This window comes from Streptomyces manipurensis (assembly GCF_049570255.1).
Lineage (GTDB): Bacteria > Actinomycetota > Actinomycetes > Streptomycetales > Streptomycetaceae > Streptomyces > Streptomyces manipurensis.
This window is the reverse complement of the sequence record NZ_CP186950.1, coordinates 5,535,268-5,554,757: the sequence shown is the minus strand read 5'-3', so window position 1 is coordinate 5,554,757 and position 19,490 is coordinate 5,535,268. Positions and strand designations below refer to the sequence as shown.

Below are 19,490 nucleotides of genomic sequence, written 5' to 3'. Positions count from 1 at the left end.
GACCTTACCCGCGCGGCTACCCGCCGGTCGCCTCGTGGCAGGCTTGAGCGCATGCAGCTCTCCACCGCGCAATACGACGAACGCCTGACCGCCCCCCGTTCCTGGTGGGGCATCGCCGCTCTGATCGGCCTCGCCTGCGCGCTGATGCTGCTGCCGCTGGGGACGCTCCCGCTGCTCGCCGGCCTGGTCGGCGGGACCGCGCTGGCGGTGCTCGCGGTCAGCTCGTACGGGTCCGCGCGCGTGCGCGTGGTGAACGGTGCGCTGGCGGCCGGCGACGCCCGGATCCCGGTGGCGGCCCTGGGCGAGCCCGAGATCCTGGACGCGGACGAGGCGCTGGCCTGGCGCACGCACAAGGCGGACACCCGCGCCTTCATGCTGATGCGCAGCTACGTGCGGACGGCGGTGCGGATCGAGGTCACCGACCCGGCGGACCCGACCCCGTACGTCTACGTCTCCACCCGCACCCCGCAGGCCCTGGTCTCGGCGCTGAACGCGGCGCGGACGGTCTGAGCGGCCCCGCACCCGGGGCCGCGGCGCGGCTCAGTCGCGGCGGAAGGGCCCCCGGCCCTCCAGTGCGGCCACGGTGGCCTCGGGAAGGGGCTGTACGGGCTGCTCCAGGGGCGGCAGGGCGCGCATGGCCTCCCAGGCCACGGCCTGCCTGCGCAGGTCCCCACGGACCTTCTCGGCGAGCTTGCGGGTGTCCCGGCGGTTCATCACGGCGCCGACGGCCGCGCCGACCATGAACGGCATGAGGTTCGGCAGGGTGCGGAACATGCGCTTCATGATCTGCTGGCGCAGTTCGCGCTTGACTCCTCCGCCGAGGGCGGCGTTGAGGGTGGTCGGCTTGGTCAGGTCGACTCCGCGCTCCTCGGCCCAGGCGGTCAGGTACGCGACGCTGCGCTGCTTGAGGTTGCCGGGGGGCCTGCGGCCGTAGACCTCGTGGAGCTCGGCGATGAGCTTCAGCTCGATCGCCGCGACCGCGGTGATCTCCGCGGCGAGTTCGGCGGGCATGGCGGGCGGCACGGGGAGCATGGCGGCCGCTCCGATGCCGGCGCCGACGGTGGACGAGGCGTTGGCGGCACCGAGGACCAGCTTGTCGGCGAGCTGCTCGGGGCCGAGCCCCGGGAACTGCGCGCGGAGGGTCTCCAGGTCCCGGACCGGGATCCGCGGCGCGAGGTCGATGACGCGGTCGGCGAGGTGGCCGACGGCGTCCCGGATTCCCTCGCCGCCCTTGCGCATGCCGTTCCTGACGGCCTGCATCCGGCGGCCGCCGGGGTCGCGCGTAGCGCCCTCGCCTGCTCCGGCGGGCGCGGGCACCGCCGGGGCGGCGCCGGAGTACTCGTCGAGCACCGCACTGGCGGAGCCGCCGGGGGCCTCGGGACCCGTCACCGGGTCCGTCGTCGCCACCTGCGTCTCCGCCGGATCACCCTGCTTGCGGAAGCGGAGCTTCCTGAAGGGTGTGGAGCCAGCCACGGCCGATGCCTCTCAGTCGCAGTCGCGACAGATCGGCTGGCCGTTCTTCTCGCGCGCCAGCTGGCTGCGGTGGTGCACCAGGAAGCAGCTCATGCAGGTGAACTCGTCGGCCTGCTTGGGCAGCACCCGGACGGCCAGCTCCTCGTTGGAGAGGTCCGCACCGGGCAGCTCCAGGCTCTCGGCCGAGTCGAACTCGTCCATGTCGACGGACGAGGACGACTTCTCGTTGCGTCGAGCCTTGAGCTCTTCGATGCTGTCGTTGTCGACGTCGTCGTCGGTCTTGCGCGGGGTGTCGTAGTCCGTTGCCATTGTTCGCTCTCCCCCTCTGGGTGTTAGCGGTGTCTCAGCGCACGTAACGCACGAGAGGCCGGACTTGTGCCCGACCTGAGGCGGAGATTTTGCCTCACATCAAGGTCTGTTACTCAATCGACACCCAGCCGCCCACCTGAAGGGGCGATCGGCTGGGATGACGACCGGGACCGTACACGGTCCGGGGCGGGTCTTGCACAAACGCCACCCCGTGTATTTCCCGCCATCCGGGGGGCCGGAAACCCGGACTTCCCGGGCGTTCCGGCCGTCTCCGCGTCACCGGACGGACACGGCCCGGCACCCGCCACTGTGATCGATCACACAGGGGCGAGTGCTTTCAGTGGCCACATATTCAGCCAAAAGCGAACACCGGGTGAGGGGTCTCACAGGGGCAGAGTGACACGCATCACGAGGCCACCGCCCTCCCGGGGCACCGCCTGGATCCTGCCGCCGTGTGCGCGCGCCACGGAGCGCGCGATCGACAGACCCAGTCCGACACCCTTGTCGCTGCCCGTGCGCTCCGTACGCAGCCGCCTGAACGGCTCGAAGAGGTTGTCCACCTCGTACGCGGGAACCACGGGACCCGTGTTCGACACCAGCAGGACCGCATGGCCGTGCCGGACCTCCGTGACGACCTCCACCCAGCCGTCCTCCGGCACGTTGTAGCGCACGGCGTTCTGCACCAGGTTGAGGGCGATGCGCTCCAGCAGGACGCCGTTGCCCTGCACGACGGCCGGCGCCCGCTCGCCGCGGATCTCCACGCCCTTGGCCTCGGCCTCGGCCCGCACCTGGTCGACGGCGCGCGAGGCGACCTCCGCCAGGTCCACGGGCTTGCGCTCGACTATCTGGTTCTCGCTGCGGGCCAGCAGCAGCAGGCCCTCGACGAGCTGTTCGCTGCGCTCGTTGGTGGCCAGCAGCGTCTTGCCCAGCTGCTGGAGCTCCACCGGGGCCCCGGGGTCGGAGAGGTGCACCTCCAGCAGCGTCCGGTTGATCGCCAGCGGGGTGCGCAGCTCGTGCGAGGCGTTCGCCACGAACCGCTGCTGGGCCGTGAAGGCCCGCTCCAGTCGGTCGAGCATCTCGTCGAAGGTGTCGGCGAGCTCCTTCAGCTCGTCGTCCGGACCGTCCAGCTCGATGCGCCGGGTCAGGTCGCTGCCGACCACCCTGCGGGCCGTACGGGTGATCTTCCCCAGCGGGGAGAGCACCCGGCCGGCCATGGCGTAGCCGAAGGCGAAGGCGATGATGCTCAGGCCCAGCAGGGCCATCAGCGAGCGGCTCAGCAGGTCGTCCAGCGCGTGCCGGCGCTGTTCGAGCACGCACTGGCTCATCACGTCGTAGAACTGCGACTGGGCGGGCTGGATGGTGCTCGCGACGCCGGGACAGGCGTCGCTGGTGACCTGGACCTTCGCGGTGCCTTCGATGATCTTGAAGGGCAGGGCGTTGCCCTCCCGCAGGGCCTGGGCGGCCAGCAGGTAGATGATCGACAGCAGCAGGATGCCGGCGATCAGGAACATCCCGCCGTAGAGCAGGGTGAGGCGTATCCGGATGGTCGGCCTCAGCCAGGGGAAGGGGCCCTCCGCCTGGCCGGGGTCCCAGGTGGGCTTCGGTGGCGCGGTCGGCGGCGCCGGGGTGGCGGCCACGCCCGTCAGATCCGGTACCCGGAACCGGGCACCGTGACGATGACCGGCGGCTCGCCGAGCTTGCGCCGCAGCGTCATGACGGTGACCCGCACGACGTTGGTGAACGGGTCGGTGTTCTCGTCCCAGGCCTTCTCCAGCAGCTGCTCCGCGGAGACGACCGTCCCCTCGCTGCGCATCAGGACCTCCAGCACCGCGAACTCCTTCGGCGCGAGCTGCACCTCCCTGCCGTCACGGAACACCTCGCGCCGGTTCGGGTCCAGCTTGATGCCGGCCCGCTCCAGTACGGGCGGCAGCGCGACCGTGGTGCGCCGCCCGAGGGCGCGCACGCGGGCGGTCAGCTCGGTGAAGGCGAAGGGCTTGGGCAGGTAGTCGTCCGCCCCGAGCTCCAGGCCCTCCACCCGGTCGCTGACGTCGCCGGAGGCGGTCAGCATCAGGACGCGGGTGGGCATGCCGAGCTCGATGATCTTCCGGCAGACGTCGTCGCCGTGCACGAGCGGGAGGTCCCGGTCGAGCACGACCACGTCGTAGTCGTTCACGCCGACCCGCTCCAGGGCGGCGGCGCCGTCGTACACGACGTCCACGGCCATGGCCTCCCGGCGCAGGCCGGTGGCCACCGCATCGGCGAGCAGCTGCTCGTCCTCGACGACGAGTACGCGCACGTCGTTTCCTTCCTCCGAGCCCTGTGGGCACACGTGTATTGCGTCGTACATCCTGCACGTTTCGGCCGTAAACCGGCTGTAAGGCGGGTCGTGGAGGGGCCTGCGGGACGGAAGTGAGGATTGCCTGCCCCGCGGAGGTTTCCGGTCCCGGGGCGCCGGGGAGGACGTCACCACACCCCAACCACTCCCTGACGGCGGTTTTGCCACGTACCGCCGCCGACCCACGAAGAGGGGGCGAACCCATCATGGACGCATTCACCGCGGGTCTCCTGCAGCGCATCAGGGCCACGCAGACGGACCTCAGGCACGCCCAGGAGACGGGCGACGACTTCCTCGCGGAAGTGGAGCTGGCCGAGCTGGAGGACCTCCAGCGCCTGGCCGCGGAGCACGGTGTCCCGGTCTCGGCGGCCGTGCCCGCCTGCTGACCCCGGCCCCGCACCGCATACACGCGCGGACCCCGGCAGCCCCCTGAGGGCGGCCGGGGTCCGCGCGTTCCCGGCGGCGGGCCGTGCCGCCGCCGGATCAGTCGTGCCAGGCCCCGGCCTCGTCCAGCAGGGGCTGCAGGGAGGCGAAGACCGCGGGCGTGGCGGCGAGTACCAGCTCGCCGGAGGCAGGCTGTCCAGGGCGGCCGCCCGTGACCGCTCCCGCCTCCCGGGCGATCAGGTCGCCGGCGGCCAGGTCCCACGGGTTCAGGCCGCGTTCGTAGTAGCCGTCCAGCCGGCCCGCCGCCACGTCGCACAGGTCCAGGGCGGCCGATCCGCCCCGCCGGATGTCCCGTACCAGCGGGATGATCCGCGCCGCCACCTCGGCCTGACGGGCCCGCCGGGCCTGCACGTAGCCGAAGCCGGTCCCGAGCAGGGCCTGGTCCAGCGGCGCCGCCGGGCGGCAGGCCAGGCGGGAGCGGCCCAGCCAGGCGCCGCCGCCGAGCACCGCGTGGTAGGTCTCGCCCCGCATGGGGGCCTCGACGACGCCCACCACGGTCTCGCCCCGGTACTCGGCGGCGATGGACACCCCCCAGCTCGGAAGCCCGTAGAGGTAGTTCACGGTGCCGTCGAGCGGGTCGACGACCCAGCGCACCCCGCTGGTGCCCGGGGCGTCCGCGCCCTCCTCGCCCAGCAGCCCGTCGTCGGGCCTGCGCTCGGCGAGCACGCCCGTGATCAGCTTCTCCGCGGCGAGGTCCATCTCGGTGACCACGTCGATCGGGCTGGTCTTGGTGGCCGCGACCGTGAGGTCGGCGGGGCGCCCGTCGCGCAGCAGCGCGCCGGCCTGCCGGGCGGCCTCCAGGCCCACGTCCAGCAGTTCGGCCTTCAGTTCTTCGGAGATCAAGGTCCCGCTCCCTACGCGTACGGACTGTCGGCGCCGGCGGCCGCCGGCCGGGGCGCGCGCGCCGGGCAGCAGCCCACGGCGCACAGGTCGTGGCTCTGCCCCAGCGTGCCCACCCAGCACGGCGCGGGGCTCTCCCCGCGCTCCCGGGCGGCGCGCTCCAGCACCAGTTCCCGGACGGCCCCGGCGAAGCGCGGGTCGGCGCCCACGGTCGCGGAGCGGGCGGCCGGCAGGCCCAGCTCGGCGGCCTTCGCGGCGGCCTCGGTGTCGAGGTCGTACAGGACCTCCATGTGGTCCGAGACGAAGCCGATGGGGACCATCACCACCGCGGGAGCGCCCTCGGCGTGGAGGGCCTCCAGGTGGTCGCAGACGTCCGGCTCCAGCCACGGGATGTGCGGGGCGCCGCTGCGGGACTGGTAGACCAGCCGCCACGGCCGCTCGACCCCGGTGCGCGCGGCGACCGCGTCCGCGATCACCCTGGCGACGTCGAGGTGCTGCCGGACGTACGCACCGCCCTCGCCGCCCTCGGTGTGGGCCTCCACCGGCCCGGAGGCGTCCGCGGCGGCGGTCGGGATGGAGTGCGTGGTGAAGGCGAGGTGGGCACCGGCGCGCACCTCCTCGGGCAGCGCGGCGAGGGACTCCAGCACGCCGTCGATCATGGGCTCCACGAAGCCGGGGTGGTTGAAGTAGTGCCGCAGCTTGTCGACGCGCGGCTGCTCCAGGCCCTCCTCGGCCAGTGCGGCCAGCGCGTCGGCCAGGTTCTCCCGGTACTGCCGACACCCCGAGTACGACGCGTACGCGCTGGTGGCGAGGACGGCGATGCGGCGGCGGCCGTCGGCGGCCATCTCGCGCATCACGTCGGTGAGGTACGGGGCCCAGTTGCGGTTGCCCCAGTAGACCGGCAGGTCCAGGCCGTGCTCGGCGAAGTCCTTGCGCAGCGCGTCCAGCAGGGCGCGGTTCTGGGCGTTGATGGGGCTGACGCCGCCGAAGCCGAAGTAGTGCTGTCCGACCTCCTTGAGTCGTTCGCGCGGGATGCCCCGCCCGCGCGTGACGTTCTCCAGGAACGGCACAACGTCGTCAGGTCCCTCGGGTCCGCCGAAGGAGAGCAGCAGGAGGGCGTCGTACGGGGCGGCGGAGCCGGCGTCGGGGGCGCGGAACTGGTCTGACATGTCTCGAATCCTGCCACCCGGCCCGCGGGCCGGGTAACGGACCCGGCCCGTTCTCACACCTCGGACGACAGGTAAGGTCACCCTAAGTCCCTGTCGGTGCTTCCCCATGCGGGCGCCTTGTCGGCAGACGTAACCTGTCTGAGCCAATCACGTCCCTTACGGAGGGCACCTTGCCCAGTCCCTACCGCGCGATATTCGCGCTCCCCGGCACCAAGGGGTTCACGGCCGCCGGCCTCGTCGGCCGGATGCCGCTCTCCATGGTGGGCATCGGTGTCCTCACGATGGTCACCGAGCTGGGCGGGAGCTACGCCCTCGCCGGCGGCCTCACCGCCACGATCGCCCTGTCCGCCGCCGCCGTGGGCCCGCAGGTCTCGCGGCTCGTCGACCGGCACGGCCAGCGGCGCGTGCTGCGCCCGGCCACCCTGGTCGCCGCCGCCTCCGTGACCGGACTGCTGGTGGCCGCGGCCAACGGGTGGCCGAGCTGGACCCTGTTCCTCTTCGCCGTCGTGGCCGGCTGCGTGCCCAGCGTGGGCTCGATGGTCCGCGCGCGCTGGACGGCCCTGTTCCGCGACACCCCCCAACTGCACACGGCCTACTCCTTCGAGTCCATCGTCGACGAGGTCTGCTTCATCGTCGGCCCCCCGCTCGCCGCGCTGCTCTCGGCCGGCTGGTTCCCGGAGGCCGGCCCCGTGGTCGCGGTCGTCTTCCTGGTGGCGGGCGTGTGGTGGCTGACGGCGCTGACGGCGACCGAGCCGGAACCGCACCCGCGCAGCGAGGAGTCGGACACCTCGTCGGCGCTGCGTTCCCGCGGCCTCCAGGTCCTGGTGGCCACCTTCGTCGCGACCGGCGCGATCTTCGGTTCCGTGGACGTGGTCACCATGGGCTTCGCCGAGGAACTCGGCAGCAAGTCCGCGGGCGGACTGCTGCTCGCGGTCTGGGCGTTCGGCTCCTGCCTCGCGGGCATCGTCTTCGGCACGCTGCGCTTCAAGGGGAAGGCCGAACCTCGCTGGGTACTGGGCATCAGTGCGATGGCCGTGAGTATGATCCCCCTCCTACTGGCCGGGAACCTTCCGATTCTGGCCGTGGCGCTCTTCGTCTCGGGCCTCGCCATCGCTCCCACGATGATCACCACGATGGCCCTGATCGAGGCGCACGTACCGCGCGAGAAGCTGACCGAGGGCATGACCTGGATCAGCACCGGCCTTGCCGTCGGTATCGCGCTCGGCTCCTCCGTGGCCGGCCTGGTCGTCGACGGGGCGGGTGCGAGGAGCGGGTACGTGGTCTCCCTCTCGGCGGGAGCGGCCGCGGCGGCGGTTGCGTTCGCGGGATACCGCCGGCTGACGAGGCCGGCGCAAGGGGAGGAGCCCTCTAGCGATGGCGACGGCTACAGCGGGGACAGCAGGGAAGAACAGCCCGGCCGCGTGGCATAACTGGGCGGGGAACGTCACCGCCACGCCCGCCCGGGTGGTGACCCCGGCCTCGGTCGGGGAGCTCCAGGAGGCGGTCCGGCGGGCCGCCGAGAGCGGGCTGCGGGTGAAGGCGGTCGGCACCGGCCACTCCTTCACCGCGGCCGCGGCGACCGACGGGGTGCTGGTGCGGCCGCAGGCCCTGGCCGGGATCCGCTCGGTGGACCGCGCCGCCGGCACCGTCACGGTGGAGGCGGGCACGGTCCTGAAGGACCTCAACCGCGCCCTGGCCCGCGAAGGCCTGTCGCTCACCAACATGGGCGACATCATGGAGCAGACGGTCTCCGGCGCCACCAGCACCGGCACCCACGGCACCGGCCGCGACTCGGCCTCCATCGCCGCCCAGATCCGCGGCCTGGAGCTGGTCACCGCCGACGGCAGGCTGCTGACCTGCTCCGAGAAGGAGAACCCCGAGGTCTTCGCGGCGGCCCGAGTGGGCATCGGCGCGCTCGGCATCGTCACGGCGCTCACCCTCGCCGTGGAACCGCTCTTCCTCCTCACCGCCCGAGAGGAGCCCATGGGCTTCGACCGGGTGACCGCCGAGTTCGAGGAGCACTTCGCGGAGAACGAGCACTTCGAGTTCTACTGGTTCCCGCACACCGGCAACTGCAACACCAAGCGCAACAACCGCAGCCAGGGCCCGGCCGCCCCCACCGGTCCCGTCAGCGGCTGGATCGAGGACGAGCTGCTCTCCAACGGCCTCTTCCAGGCGGTCAACTCGCTCGGCCGGGCGGTGCCGGCCACCATCCCCTCCATCGCCCGCGTGGCCAGCCGGGCGCTGTCGGCCCGCACCTACACGGACATCCCCTACAAGGTGTTCACCAGCCCGCGCCGGGTGCGTTTCGTGGAGATGGAGTACGCCCTCCCGCGCGAGGCCGTGGTCGACGCGCTGCGGGAACTGCGGGCGATGGTGGACCGCTCGCGGCTGCGGATCAGCTTCCCGGTGGAGGTGCGCACGGCCCCCGCGGACGACATCACGCTGTCGACGGCCTCGGGCCGCGACAGCGCCTACATCGCGGTGCACATGTACAAGGGCACTCCCTACCAGGCCTACTTCACCGCGGCCGAACAGATCTTCACCGCGCACGGCGGACGCCCGCACTGGGGCAAGGTGCACACCCGGGACGCGGAGTACCTCTCCGCCGTCTACCCCCGCTTCGGGGAGTTCACCGCCCTGCGCGACCGCCTCGACCCGGACCGGGTCTTCGGCAACGACTACCTCCGCCGCGTCCTGGGCGCCTGAGGTCAGGAGGGGCCGGGCGCCGGGCTCGACGCACCGTGGCCCGGCGATCCGCCCGACGGGGCGGGCGAGGGAGCGGACGGCCGCGCCGACGGGGGCGCGTCGGGCGCCGGCCCGCCGGAACCGGACGGCGTGGGAACCGCCGAGGGGCTCCGGTCGCCCTGCGACCGTGACGGGTCCGGGGAGTTCCGGGGGCCGGGGCTCTCCCCGGATCCGCCGCGCCCGTCGCCCTGCCGGTCCTTCCCGCGGCCGTCCTCCGTCGTGTCCGGGGCGTCCGCGGGCGGTGCGGGCCGGTCCGGCCCGGCCGTGCGGGTCCCGACCGAGAAGAGGGTGCCGCCGCCGCTGCTGACGGAGGTGCCGGCCACCGCCTCGTAGGTGCCGAGGCCGCCGATGGCGAGGGCGAAGGCCGCGCCGGAGGCGACGGCGGTGCGCTTCCAGCCGCGCATCCGGGTGCCGTGCACCGTGGCGGCGCCGAACTCCCCCGGCGGGACGGCCGGGGCGGCGGCCGAGGTCGCGGGACCGCCGTCGGACGGAGGCACCTGACGGGGCCTCGGTACGGCGCTCCCGCGCAGCTGGTCGCCGGTGCGCCGGAAGAGGTGCTGGATGACGGGGCCGCCCGCGGTGGCGACCACGCTGACCACGCCGGCGCCGAGGATGGTCCCGTAGACCCCCATCTTCGAGGCGAGCAGGGCCGCGGCGACGGTGGCGAGGGAGGAGCCCGCGACCTGGGCCACGCTCAGGTCGAGCTTCTTCTCCTCCGGTTCGGCTCCTGCCTCCCGCGTCGTCTTCCGACCCCTCGTCCGACCCATCGCCATCCTCTGTGTGGTGCGCCTCTCGTGCATCTCCTCTTTCAGCAGTTACTGACAGCAGAGCGAAGGGGAAAGTTCCGTTTCGGGCGATTCTGTGAAGCAGGACACCCGGATTCCGGCCACGGGGGAAGGTGGTACCCGACAGCGGGCAGGCCAACTGGCGCCGCCCGGTCGAAGTTCGGCGGCGCGGCGGTCCACCCGGGTGGCCCGAATGGAGTACTGTGGCGAGCCCTGGGGCCGTCCTTCCTTTTGGATGTCCGGACCCGGGAGAGGGGGCCGGCTGATGGAGAACGGCACTCGAAGACCGGTGATGCCGCGGTATCGCACGGACTCCTGCTGCGCACAGTAACCATCCGGTCACTGTGCGTACCCAACAGGTAACCGTGCCATAACGCCGATCAAGGGCGCATGCCCGACACGCCGGTTTAACTCGGCAAGGTTGTGGCAGGCTGCACCCGGGCAGGCCACACTCGACTAGCGGAAGCAGCGACGCACGTGACGTCGGCAGGCACCACCCGGGAGGTCCCCATGCCCGAACTGCGTGTCGTGGCCGTCTCAAATGACGGCACACGACTGGTGCTCAAGGCTGCGGACAGTACGGAGTACACGCTTCCGATCGATGAGCGGCTGCGTGCTGCCGTACGCAACGACCGCGCACGCCTGAACCAGATCGAGATCGAGGTGGAGAGCCACCTCCGCCCCCGCGACATCCAGGCCCGCATACGGGCCGGTGCCTCCGCGGAGGAGGTCGCCCAGCTCGCCGGCATCCCCGTCGAGCGCGTGCGCCGCTTCGAGGGCCCCGTGCTCGCCGAGCGCGCCTTCATGGCCGAACGTGCCCGCAAGACGCCCGTACGCCGGCCCGGCGAGAACACCGGACCGCAGCTGGGCGAGGCCGTGCAGGAGCGGCTGACCCTGCGCGGGGCCGACAAGGACTCCGTCCAGTGGGACTCCTGGCGCCGCGACGACGGCACCTGGGAGGTCCTCCTCGTCTACCGGGTCGCGAGCGAGCCGCACGCGGCGAGCTGGAGCTACGACCCGCCGCGCCGGATGGTCGTGGCCGTGGACGACGAGGCGCGCTCCCTCATCGGCGAGTCCGAGGACCTGCCGGCCGCGCCCGAACCGAGCTTCCCCTTCGTGCCGCGGATCGCCCGGCTGCCGCGCGACCGACCGCTGGACCGCGCCCTGGACCGCCAGCTGGAACGGGTCGAGCCCCGGCCGGTGCCCGTGCCGGAGCCGGAGGAGGAACGGGACACGCTGACCAGCCTGCTGGAGGCCGTGCCCAGCTTCCGCGGCGACATGGTGGTGCCGGAGCGCACCGATGTCGCGGAGGCGGAGCCGGAGGTGGAGGAGCCGCCGGCTCCCGCCGCCTCGGCGGGAGCGGGCGCCGCGTACGCCGACGTGCTCATGCCGCGTACGGTGGCGGGCCACCGCGACCGCCTCACGGGTACCACCGACCGGCAGGCCGAGGCCGACGGGGTCCGGCCCGGGCGCCGGGCGGCGGTGCCGAGCTGGGACGAGATCGTCTTCGGCACGCGCCGCAAGAAGCAGGAGTGAGGGCGGCGCCGTAGTGCGCGTCGTCCGGGAGGCCCTCCCACGGCCTCCCGGGCGCCCGCCCGCGCGCGTCCGCTACTGCGGGTCCGGACCCGTGGCCACCGGACGGGCCGGGTCCGAGCTCCAGTGGGACCAACTGCCCGCGTAGAGGTCCGACTCGATACCGGCCACTTCCAGCGCGAGCACCTCGTGGGCTCCCGACACCCCGGAGCCGCAGTACACGCCGACGGCGGTGCCCTCGGACACGCCGAGCGCGCCGAACCGCGCCCGCAGCTCCTCCGCCGGCAGGAACCGGCCGTCCGCTCCCACGTTCTCCGTGGTCGGGGCCGACAGCGCGCCGGGGATGTGGCCGCCGACCGGGTCGATCGGCTCGACCTCGCCCCGGTACCGCTCCCCCGCCCGGGCGTCCAGGAGCACGCCTTCGCGCGCCCGCAGGGCCGCCGCGTCCGCGTCCAGTACCCCGCGCGCACCCGGCGTTGGCTTGAAATCGCCCTCGGCCGGTGTCACCCGTCCGGCCGTGACGGCGCCGCCCGCCGCGGTCCACGCGGCAAGTCCGCCGTCCAGCACTCGCACGTCCGGGTGACCCGTCCAGCGCAGCAGCCACCAGGCCCGGGCCGCCGCCCAGCCCTGCCCGCCGTCGTAGACGACCACGGGCAGGTCCGCCGAGACCCCGGCCCGCCGCATCGCCGCGCCGAAGGCCTCCGGGTCCGGCAGCGGGTGCCGTCCGCCCGCACCCGGCGGACCTGCCAGTTCACGGTCGAGGTCCACGTACACGGCGCCGGGCAGGTGCCCCGCCTCGTACGCGGGCCGCTGGTCGGGGCCGCCGAGCTGCCAGCGGACGTCCAGCAGCACGGGGGGCCGGGAGCCCGTCAACTCGTCCCTCAGTGCGGGGACGGACACGATCACGGATTTTTCAGTCATGCCGGCCATCTTCCTCCCCGCCCGGCGCCCGTGTGACGCCCCCGCCGCCCCGGGGGCGGCCTGATCCGGTCAACTCCGTCCGGGGCGGGCGGAATGCGGCCCGGTCGGGGCATGGCGGGTGCGCAGGAGTGGAACCATCAGCACCGGTATCGGCACGACGGAGGAGACGGCTGACATGACCGAGGCAGCGGCAGCAACCCGGCACACGCCCGGCACCCCGTGCTGGGTAAGCCTCATGGTGCACGGCCTCGGGAGCACCGAGGACTTCTACGCCGACCTGTTCGGCTGGGAGTACGTTCCCGGGCCCGAGCAGCTCGGCCCGTACGTCCGCGCGGTGCTGGACGGTCAGGAGGTGGCCGGGATCGGCGAGATGCCGCCGGATCGGCACCTGCCGCAGGCCTGGACCACGTACCTGGCGACCGAGGACGCGGACGCGACGGCGGAGGCGGTCCGCGCCTGCGGCGGCACCGTGGCGGTGGGGCCGCTGGACGCGGGCGCGGCGGGACGGGTCGCGATCTGCTCCGACCCGCTGGGCGCGGTGTTCGGGCTGTGGCAGACCCAGGGCCTGCCGGTCGCCTGGACGCCCGGGCGGCCGGGCACGCCCGTGTGGAACGAGCTGGTCACCCAGGACACCTCGACGGTGGGGAAGTTCTACGAGCGGGTCTTCGGCCACGAGGTGAAGTCGCACGTGACGGCGGCGGACGACTTCGACCACCTCACGCTGAACCTGGCGGGGCGCGCGGTGGCCGCCGTGCACGGCGTCGGCCGGTCGCTGCCGCACGACCGGGGGCCGCACTGGCTGGCGTACTTCGAGGTGGAGGACACCGACGCGGCCGCGGAGCGGGTCGTTGAACTCGGAGGGCGGGTCGTGGCCGCGCCGCACGAGGGCATGCGCGGACGTCAGGCGACCGTCGCGGACCCCGGGGGCGCGGTCTTCGCCCTGGTGCGCTCGCGCCGCTGAGCGGTCGAGCCGCGCCGCCCGGGGGGACCCGGGCGGCGTCGCGGAGACCGTGGCGGGATTCGAACCCGCGTCACCGGATTTGCAGTCCGGCCCCTGGGCCACTCGGGCACACGGTCGTGGTGGTGCGTGAGTACGACCGTAGGGCCGCGGCCGTCCCGGGTGAAGGGGCCGGCGCACCCCGCCACACGACCGCAATACGGCGTTCACGAACGGGGGTTGCGTCCGCCATGGGGGACGGCGGTGGTGCGCCGGAACCGGATGCGGTACTACAGGCAGCGCGGCTGTCCGCCGCGCTCACCGAGGAGTACCCGTGCCGTTCCCGCCCCACCGCCCGCGCCCTCCGGTCGCCGTGCTGATCGCCACCGCCCTGCTCGCCGCGGGGACCGCCGGCTGTTCCGCCCTGGCGCCGTTCAGCACCTGCGAGGGCACCGACGCCCGGCTGCGGGAGCTGGACGCCCTGCCGCTGCTGGCCTCGGCACCGGCCGGCGCCGAGCCCGCCCCCGGCTCCGCGGGCGCGTACGCGGAGTGCGTGGACGACAGCGGTGACGCCTGGCTGTCCGCCGGACGGCTGTACTTCTACCCCGGTACCGAGCAGGAGGTGGTGGCCCACTACCGCGAGGCGGCCGTCGCCGGCGGGTGGCAGGTCCACAGCACGCGGAGGCCCTCCGCCGACGGCCGGCCGGAGTTGTGCCTCACCCAGGGCGAGGAGGGGCACGCCCGGAAAGCCGAGGTCCGCTTCGTGCCCCGGCGCGCGCTCCGCGACATCCACCGGCTGGAGCCGAACCGGGAGTCGGCCCGGAAGCTGGCCTTCGAGATCGCGGCCGAGGCGGAGACCGACGGCGCCGAGAGCTCCTGCTGACGAACCGCCGCGGGGCGGCCGGGCCACCCCGGGGGGGCGGGCCCGCCCGGTCAGGCCCGGCGCGCCGCGTCCCAGGACTGCCACAGGGCCGCGTACGCCCCGCCGGCCGCCAGGAGTTCGTCGTGGCTGCCCAGCTCGACGATCCGTCCGCCGTCCATGACCGCGATCCGGTCCGCGTCGCGCACCGAGTCCAGGCGGTGCACGATCGAGATGACCGTGCGGCCCTCGATCAGCGCGGCGAGCGAGCGTTCGACCCGGCGCGAGGCGCTGGAGTCCAGCAGCGCGGTGGCCTCGTCGAGGACGAGTGCGTGCGGGTCCGACAGCAACAGCCGGGCCAGAGCCAGCTGCTGGGCGTGGGAAGGGGAGACCAGGGCCGCGCCCGGACCGATCTCGCTGTCCAGTCCGTCGGGCAGGGACCGCACCCAGTCGGCGAGGAGGACGGTGTCGAGCGCCTGCCACAGCCGGGGGTCGGCCGCGCTCCCGTTGTCACCGGTGTCGCCGTCCTCGTCGTCGGCCGGGGCGCCGACGGCCAGCAGCAGGTTGTCCCGCACCGTGCCGGTGAAGACGTGCTGCTCCTGGGTGACCAGCACGATCTCCCGCCGCAGCCGTTCCACCGGGAGCCCCGCCACGTCGGCGCCGCCGATCCGCACGGTCCCCCGCGTCGCGTGGTGCACGCCCGCGAGCAGCTTGCCGAGCGTGGACTTGCCCGCGCCGGAGGCTCCCACGACCACCAGGCGCTCGCCCGCGGCGATGTCGAGGTCGACGCCGGTGAGCACCTCGCGGTTCGGCCCGTAGCCGAAGCCGACCCCCTCCAGCCGGATGGCGTGGCCGACGGCGGGGGCCGGGTCCTTCGGCTCCTCGCGGGGCAGCCGTTCCACACCGAGGATGCGGCGGAGCGCGGCATTGCCGATCTGGAGTTCGTCGGTCCAGGTCAGCAGGTCGTTCAGTGGTTCGCCGAGGGCCTGGACGTAGAGCACGACGGCCGTCAGCTCCGCCAGCCCCACCTCTCCGCGCTGGTAGGCGAGTCCGCCGATGAGGAGGGTGAGCGCCATCGGGACCATCGTGGCCAGGTCCAGGCTGGGGAACCAGATGGTCTGCAGCCAGGTGGTGCGCTGCCGGGTGCGCACCACCCGGTCCACGGCCGCGCCGTGGCGCCGGAGCTGGCGCGCGCCGAGTCCCAGGGCCTCGACGGTGGCGGCGCCGCGGGTGGTCTCGTGGGTGGCGGCCAGCACGTCGGCCTCCTGCGCGAGGAGGAGCTCGTACGCCCGGGTGGCGCGCGGCCGGTACCACCAGGTGGACAGGACGGCGAACGGTACGCCGGCCAGCAGGCCGAGGGCCAGCAGCGGCGAGGTGAGCAGGATGGCGGCGAAGGTGAACACGAGGGTGACGGCGGCGAGCGCGATGCGCGGGACGGCTTGCCGGATGCTCTCGTTCAGCCGGTCGGCGTCGGTGGTGGCGCGGCTGAGCAGGTCTCCCGTGCCGACCGCTTCCACCTCGGACAGGGGCAGCCGGAGCACCCGGCCGACGAAGTTCTCCCGGGTGCGGGCGAGGACGCGTTCGCCGAGCAGGGTGGCCTGGGTGCGGGCGGCGCGGGCGAGGAGGGCGTGTCCGACGAGGATGGCGACGAAGCCGAGGGCGAGCACGTCCACCCGGCCGGTGGTGGTGCCCTCCTTGACCGACTCGACCAGGTGCCCGAGGAGGCGGGGGCCGACCAGGCTCGCCACCAGCGCCGCGGCGAACAGGCCGAAGGTCAGGGCCAGTCGGGGGGCCTCGCCGCGCAGGAAGACGGCGGTCCAGGCGCGGACCTCGGCCCGGCCCGCCAGCGGCAGCCGGCCGGCCCCCGACGCTGCGGCGGGGCCCTCCGGGGCGGCGGCGCGGGGCCCGGCTTCGGGGGCGCGGGTGGGGGTGGTGGTCATGAGGGCACTCCTGCGGAGCGGTCGGTGGCGCCGGGAGCGGGCTCCGGCCCGAGGCGCACCACGTGGTCGGCGGCGGCGCGCCACAGCGGGCTGTCCGTGAGGACCACGGTGGTCAGGCCGGCGCGCAGGGCGGCGACCCGTTCGACGATGCGGGCCTCGGTGTGGGCGTCGACGGAGGCGGTGGGGTCCTCCAGGATCAGCAGGTCGGGGGCGGCGAACAGGGCGCGGGCGAGCACCAGCCGCTGGCGCTGGCCGCCGGAGAGGGCACGGCCGCCCTCGTCCAGCGGGGCGTCGAGGCCGCCGGGCAGGGCGTCGACGACATCGGCGGCGTCGGCGGCGAACAGGGCCCGCTCCAGGGTCGCGTGCGGCCGGGCGGAACCGGCGGCCAGCTCCTCCCGGACGGTGCCGCTGAAGAGGACGTCGGCCGGTCCCGACCGCAGCAGCCGGGCGGTGAGCTCGTCGGGGTCCGCCCGGTCCAGGGGGACTCCGCCGAGCCGGACGGCCGAAGGGCCGCCGTGGGCGCCGGGGCGGCTTAGCCGGTCGGCGAGCTCGCCCGTGCGGTCGGCGGGCGCGCTGATCACGGTGAGGCGGCCCGCGGCGGCGGTGACGCCGGTGTCGGCGTCGGAGAGGGCGAGTGCTCCGGCGGGCAGCGGTTCGGGGTCGGCGGGGCGGACGGTGTCGGGGGTCAGCCGCAGCAGGATGCAGACGCGGCCGGCGGCGACCTTGGCGAGGCTGAGGGTCTCGGCGGCCTCGGTGGCCGTGCTGACGGGCAGGGTGAGGAAGGCGGAGGCACCGTAGAACGCGACGAGTTCACCGGCGGTGATGGTGCCGTCGAGCGCGAGCCGGGCGCCGAGCCAGACGATGCCGACGGTGACCAGTCCGGGCAGGAAGACCCCGGCCGCCTGGAGCCAGGCCTCCATCCGGCCGGCGGACTCTCCGGCCCTGCGGACCTGCTGGCTGGTGCGGCGGAAGCGCTCGGCGAAGCGGGCCTCGCCGCCGATGCCGCGCAGGATGCGCAGGCCCGCGACGATGTCGCCGGCCTGGGAGGTGGCGATGCCCATCTGCTCGCGCTGGGCCTCGTCGCGTTCCTGGAGGGGCCGCAGCAGCGGGCCGATGCCGAGGACGGCGGCGGGCACGCCGATGAGCACGGCGAGCCCGAGGACCGGCGAGGTGACGGTGAGGGCCACGGCCACGAGGACGGCGGCGACGACCGCGCCGATGGTGCGGCCGACGACCTCGAAGGCGTTGCCGATGCTCTCCACGTCTGCCGCGGCGGAGGCGGCCACGTCCCCGGAGCGGGCCTTGCCGCGCAGGGCGGCGCCGAGCCGCACCACCTGCCGTACCAGCACCCGGTGGGTGACGGACAGGGCGTGCGCCTCGGCGCCGACGGCGGCCTGGATGAGGCCGGCTCCCGCGAGGGCCTGGAGGACGCCGAGGCCCAGGGCAACGAGCGACCACAGGTAGAGCCCGGCCTGCCCGGTGCCCTGTCCGGCCTCGTCGATGGCCCGCCCGAGGACCAGCGGGATCAGGGCGAGGGGCACCATCCACAGCACGCCGAGCACGGCGGCGAGGACCAGCGGGCGGGGGCGGATGCGCACCAGCCACCACAGGTAGGCCCAGGGGCCCCGGGCCTCCGCCTCGGGGAGCGCGGCGGGGGCGACCGAGGCGTCGAAGAGTCGGTTGGTCACAGGTACCGGTCCCTGGTGCCCGTGCGGTCGACCTTCCCGGTGCGGGTGTGGACCAGCCCGGGTACGGCGACGATCCGGTCGGGGACGAGGGGTGCGGGCACGGTGGCCCGCAGCCGGTCGCGCAGGGCCGTGTCGGCCTCCGCCCCGGTTCCGGGGGCGAGGACCACGAAGGCGAGCAGGACGGTGTGTTCGCCCTTGGCGTGCGCCGCGGCGGCGACGGCCGTCACCTCCGGGAGGGCGCCGACGGCCCCTTCGACGTCCAGCAGGTCCACGCGGTGTCCGCGGATCTTGACCTGGTGGTCGATGCGGCCGTGGAAGACGAGGGAGCCCGCGGCGTCCTCGGTGACGAGGTCACCGGTGCGGTACCAGCGCTCGGTGCCGCCGCCGTGGTCGGCCTCGACGAAGCGAGCGGCGGTGCGTTCCGGGGCGTCGAGGTAGCCGGTGCTCAGCTGGGGTCCGGCCACGAGGAGTTCGCCGGGGCCCTGCGGTGCGTCGGGGGCGCGGACGACGGCCTGGCGCACGGACGGCAGCGGCCGGCCGATCGGCACGCCGTCGGGGAAGGCGGCGGGCGCGCCCGGTCCGGCGAGGACGGCGCTGTGGGTGACGAGCGCGGTCTCGGTGGACCCGTAGGTGTTGAGCAGGACGACGTGGTCGGCGCCGAGCTTGCGCCAGCGTTCCAGCATGTCGGGCCGGACGGCCTCGCCGCCGACGACGACGGTCTCGACGGAGGGGGGCAGGGCGCGGCCGGCCTCCAGCAGGTGGCCGGTGTAGACGTGCCAGTAGTCGACGGGGAGGTTGACGAGGGTGACCTCGTGGTCGGTGAGGACCCGGTCGAGGTCCGCCTCGCTGTCCTCTTCGAGGACGACGAGTCCGCCGGCCAGCAGGGTCGGCAGGATCTCCTCCAGGCTGGTGTCGCCGTCGGCCCGGTGGAAGTTGAGGGCGACGGTGTCCGGGCCGGCGCCGTACTGGCGGCCCAGGTGCGGCAGGACCGCGTGGAGCGCGCCGTGGGGGACCACCGCCGCCTTGGGGGCGCCGGTGGAGCCCGAGGTGAACAGGACGTAGGCGGGGTCCTCGGCGCGGACGGGTTCGCCGTTCTCCGGCAGCGGGGCTTTGGAGCGGCCCCAGTTGGGCCGCAGGACCCGGTCGACCGCGGGCAGCCGGCCGGTCTCCGCGGTGGCGATCAGCTCGCGGCAGCCGAGGGCGCGCAGGGCCTGTTCGGTGTGGGCGACGGGCTCGTCGGCGATGGGGACGTAGCCCCGTCCGGCGGCCAGGGTCCCGAGGATCGCCGCGATGTCGCGGACGCTGTGGTGGGTCTGGACGGCGACCACGGGGGGCGGGCCCGCGGGGGCGGTGCGGGTGGCCACCAGGTCGGCCACGGCCCCTGCCCAGCGGGCCAGTTGGCCGTAGCCGACGGTGACGCCGTTGTCGACCACGGCCGGCCGGTCCGGGTCCGAGCGGGCGATGGCGAAGAAGGGGTCCAGCAGGCTGGGCAGGGTCATGGCAGGTGTC

18 protein-coding genes and 1 tRNA gene are annotated in these 19,490 nt (G+C 74.2%); 7 read left to right on the top strand and 12 right to left on the bottom strand.

All coding sequences use genetic code 11. From position 1 onward, the window contains the following. Positions 1-51: 51 nt before the first annotated feature. Entirely contained in the window at positions 52-510 is a 459-nt protein-coding gene (locus tag ACPU2J_RS25650) for a DUF3093 domain-containing protein (protein WP_420079349.1), read from the top strand. Positions 511-540: 30 nt separating this feature from the next. On the opposite strand, the gene ACPU2J_RS25645 is transcribed toward ACPU2J_RS25650, so the two are convergent. The 4 genes from ACPU2J_RS25645 to ACPU2J_RS25630 all read right to left on the bottom strand — a co-directional run bounded on the left by ACPU2J_RS25645 (position 541) and on the right by ACPU2J_RS25630 (position 4,078). Continuing rightward, positions 541-1,473, bottom strand: a complete 933-nt coding sequence (locus ACPU2J_RS25645; protein ID WP_423834066.1) for a hypothetical protein — start codon at positions 1,471-1,473, stop codon at positions 541-543. A gap of 12 nt (positions 1,474-1,485) precedes the next feature. Beyond that, positions 1,486-1,782 (bottom strand): DUF4193 domain-containing protein, encoded by a 297-nt coding sequence (locus ACPU2J_RS25640; protein WP_030036261.1) that lies wholly within the window; start codon positions 1,780-1,782, stop codon positions 1,486-1,488. Positions 1,783-2,165: 383 nt separating this feature from the next. Beyond that, a complete protein-coding gene (locus ACPU2J_RS25635; RefSeq protein WP_361589241.1) occupies positions 2,166-3,419 on the bottom strand; it encodes a sensor histidine kinase in 1,254 nt (417 codons plus the stop codon). A gap of 5 nt (positions 3,420-3,424) precedes the next feature. Further along, on the bottom strand, positions 3,425-4,078 hold the full coding sequence (locus ACPU2J_RS25630; protein WP_361589244.1) for a response regulator transcription factor: 654 nt from the start codon (positions 4,076-4,078) through the stop codon (positions 3,425-3,427). Between the two features lie 245 nt (positions 4,079-4,323). Here ACPU2J_RS25630 and ACPU2J_RS25625 point away from each other — a divergent pair, with 245 nt between their 5' ends. Next, a complete protein-coding gene (locus tag ACPU2J_RS25625; protein ID WP_360871552.1) occupies positions 4,324-4,503 on the top strand; it encodes a hypothetical protein in 180 nt (59 codons plus the stop codon). Between the two features lie 97 nt (positions 4,504-4,600). On the opposite strand, the gene ACPU2J_RS25620 is transcribed toward ACPU2J_RS25625, so the two are convergent. Both ACPU2J_RS25620 and ACPU2J_RS25615 read right to left on the bottom strand, forming a co-directional pair. Continuing rightward, positions 4,601-5,404, bottom strand: coding sequence for an inositol monophosphatase family protein (locus ACPU2J_RS25620; RefSeq protein WP_391345872.1), 804 nt, complete (start codon positions 5,402-5,404; stop codon positions 4,601-4,603). 11 nt (positions 5,405-5,415) lie between these two features. Further along, complete coding sequence (locus ACPU2J_RS25615; protein WP_423834065.1) at positions 5,416-6,570, bottom strand: ferrochelatase; 1,155 nt, start codon at positions 6,568-6,570, stop codon at positions 5,416-5,418. Between the two features lie 170 nt (positions 6,571-6,740). Between ACPU2J_RS25615 and ACPU2J_RS25610 the strand changes: the two genes are divergently transcribed. Together ACPU2J_RS25610 and ACPU2J_RS25605 are read left to right on the top strand one after the other, a co-directional pair. Continuing rightward, positions 6,741-8,000, top strand: a complete 1,260-nt coding sequence (locus tag ACPU2J_RS25610) for an MFS transporter (RefSeq protein ID WP_423834064.1) — start codon at positions 6,741-6,743, stop codon at positions 7,998-8,000. Then, positions 7,945-9,279, top strand: coding sequence for a D-arabinono-1,4-lactone oxidase (locus ACPU2J_RS25605; protein ID WP_365134178.1), 1,335 nt, complete (start codon positions 7,945-7,947; stop codon positions 9,277-9,279). The genes ACPU2J_RS25610 and ACPU2J_RS25605 overlap by 56 nt, the downstream gene beginning before the upstream one ends. Before the next feature lie 2 nt (positions 9,280-9,281). Here the strand turns inward: ACPU2J_RS25605 and ACPU2J_RS25600 are convergent, their stop codons facing one another. After that, the gene (locus ACPU2J_RS25600) at positions 9,282-10,085 is read right to left on the bottom strand and encodes a hypothetical protein (protein WP_423834063.1); all 804 of its coding nucleotides are present in this window, start codon (positions 10,083-10,085) and stop codon (positions 9,282-9,284) included. Positions 10,086-10,613: 528 nt separating this feature from the next. On the opposite strand from ACPU2J_RS25600, the gene sepH reads away from it, so the two are divergent. Beyond that, positions 10,614-11,639, top strand: a complete 1,026-nt coding sequence (gene sepH, locus ACPU2J_RS25595; RefSeq protein ID WP_420079355.1) for a septation protein SepH — start codon at positions 10,614-10,616, stop codon at positions 11,637-11,639. Positions 11,640-11,711: 72 nt separating this feature from the next. Here sepH and ACPU2J_RS25590 read toward each other — a convergent pair whose 3' ends face one another. Continuing rightward, entirely contained in the window at positions 11,712-12,557 is an 846-nt protein-coding gene (locus ACPU2J_RS25590) for a sulfurtransferase (protein ID WP_420079356.1), read from the bottom strand. 175 nt (positions 12,558-12,732) lie between these two features. Between ACPU2J_RS25590 and ACPU2J_RS25585 the strand changes: the two genes are divergently transcribed. Next, on the top strand, positions 12,733-13,518 hold the full coding sequence (locus ACPU2J_RS25585; RefSeq protein ID WP_420079357.1) for a VOC family protein: 786 nt from the start codon (positions 12,733-12,735) through the stop codon (positions 13,516-13,518). Between the two features lie 44 nt (positions 13,519-13,562). Here ACPU2J_RS25585 and ACPU2J_RS25580 read toward each other — a convergent pair. Continuing rightward, positions 13,563-13,634 (bottom strand) — tRNA-Cys (locus ACPU2J_RS25580). Between the two features lie 194 nt (positions 13,635-13,828). On the opposite strand from ACPU2J_RS25580, the gene ACPU2J_RS25575 reads away from it, so the two are divergent. After that, entirely contained in the window at positions 13,829-14,377 is a 549-nt protein-coding gene (locus tag ACPU2J_RS25575; protein WP_420079358.1) for a hypothetical protein, read from the top strand. Positions 14,378-14,427: 50 nt separating this feature from the next. Here the strand turns inward: ACPU2J_RS25575 and ACPU2J_RS25570 are convergent, their stop codons facing one another. From ACPU2J_RS25570 to ACPU2J_RS25560, 3 genes are read right to left on the bottom strand one after another with little or no spacing between them, the layout of a single operon-like run. Then, on the bottom strand, positions 14,428-16,293 hold the full coding sequence (locus ACPU2J_RS25570) for an ABC transporter ATP-binding protein (protein ID WP_423834062.1): 1,866 nt from the start codon (positions 16,291-16,293) through the stop codon (positions 14,428-14,430). Next, positions 16,290-17,981, bottom strand: coding sequence for an ABC transporter transmembrane domain-containing protein (locus ACPU2J_RS25565; protein ID WP_420079360.1), 1,692 nt, complete (start codon positions 17,979-17,981; stop codon positions 16,290-16,292). The genes ACPU2J_RS25570 and ACPU2J_RS25565 overlap by 4 nt, the downstream gene beginning before the upstream one ends. After that, entirely contained in the window at positions 17,978-19,480 is a 1,503-nt protein-coding gene (locus ACPU2J_RS25560) for an AMP-binding protein (RefSeq protein WP_365077995.1), read from the bottom strand. Before ACPU2J_RS25560 ends, ACPU2J_RS25565 begins: the two co-directional genes overlap by 4 nt. Positions 19,481-19,490 lie beyond the last annotated feature (10 nt).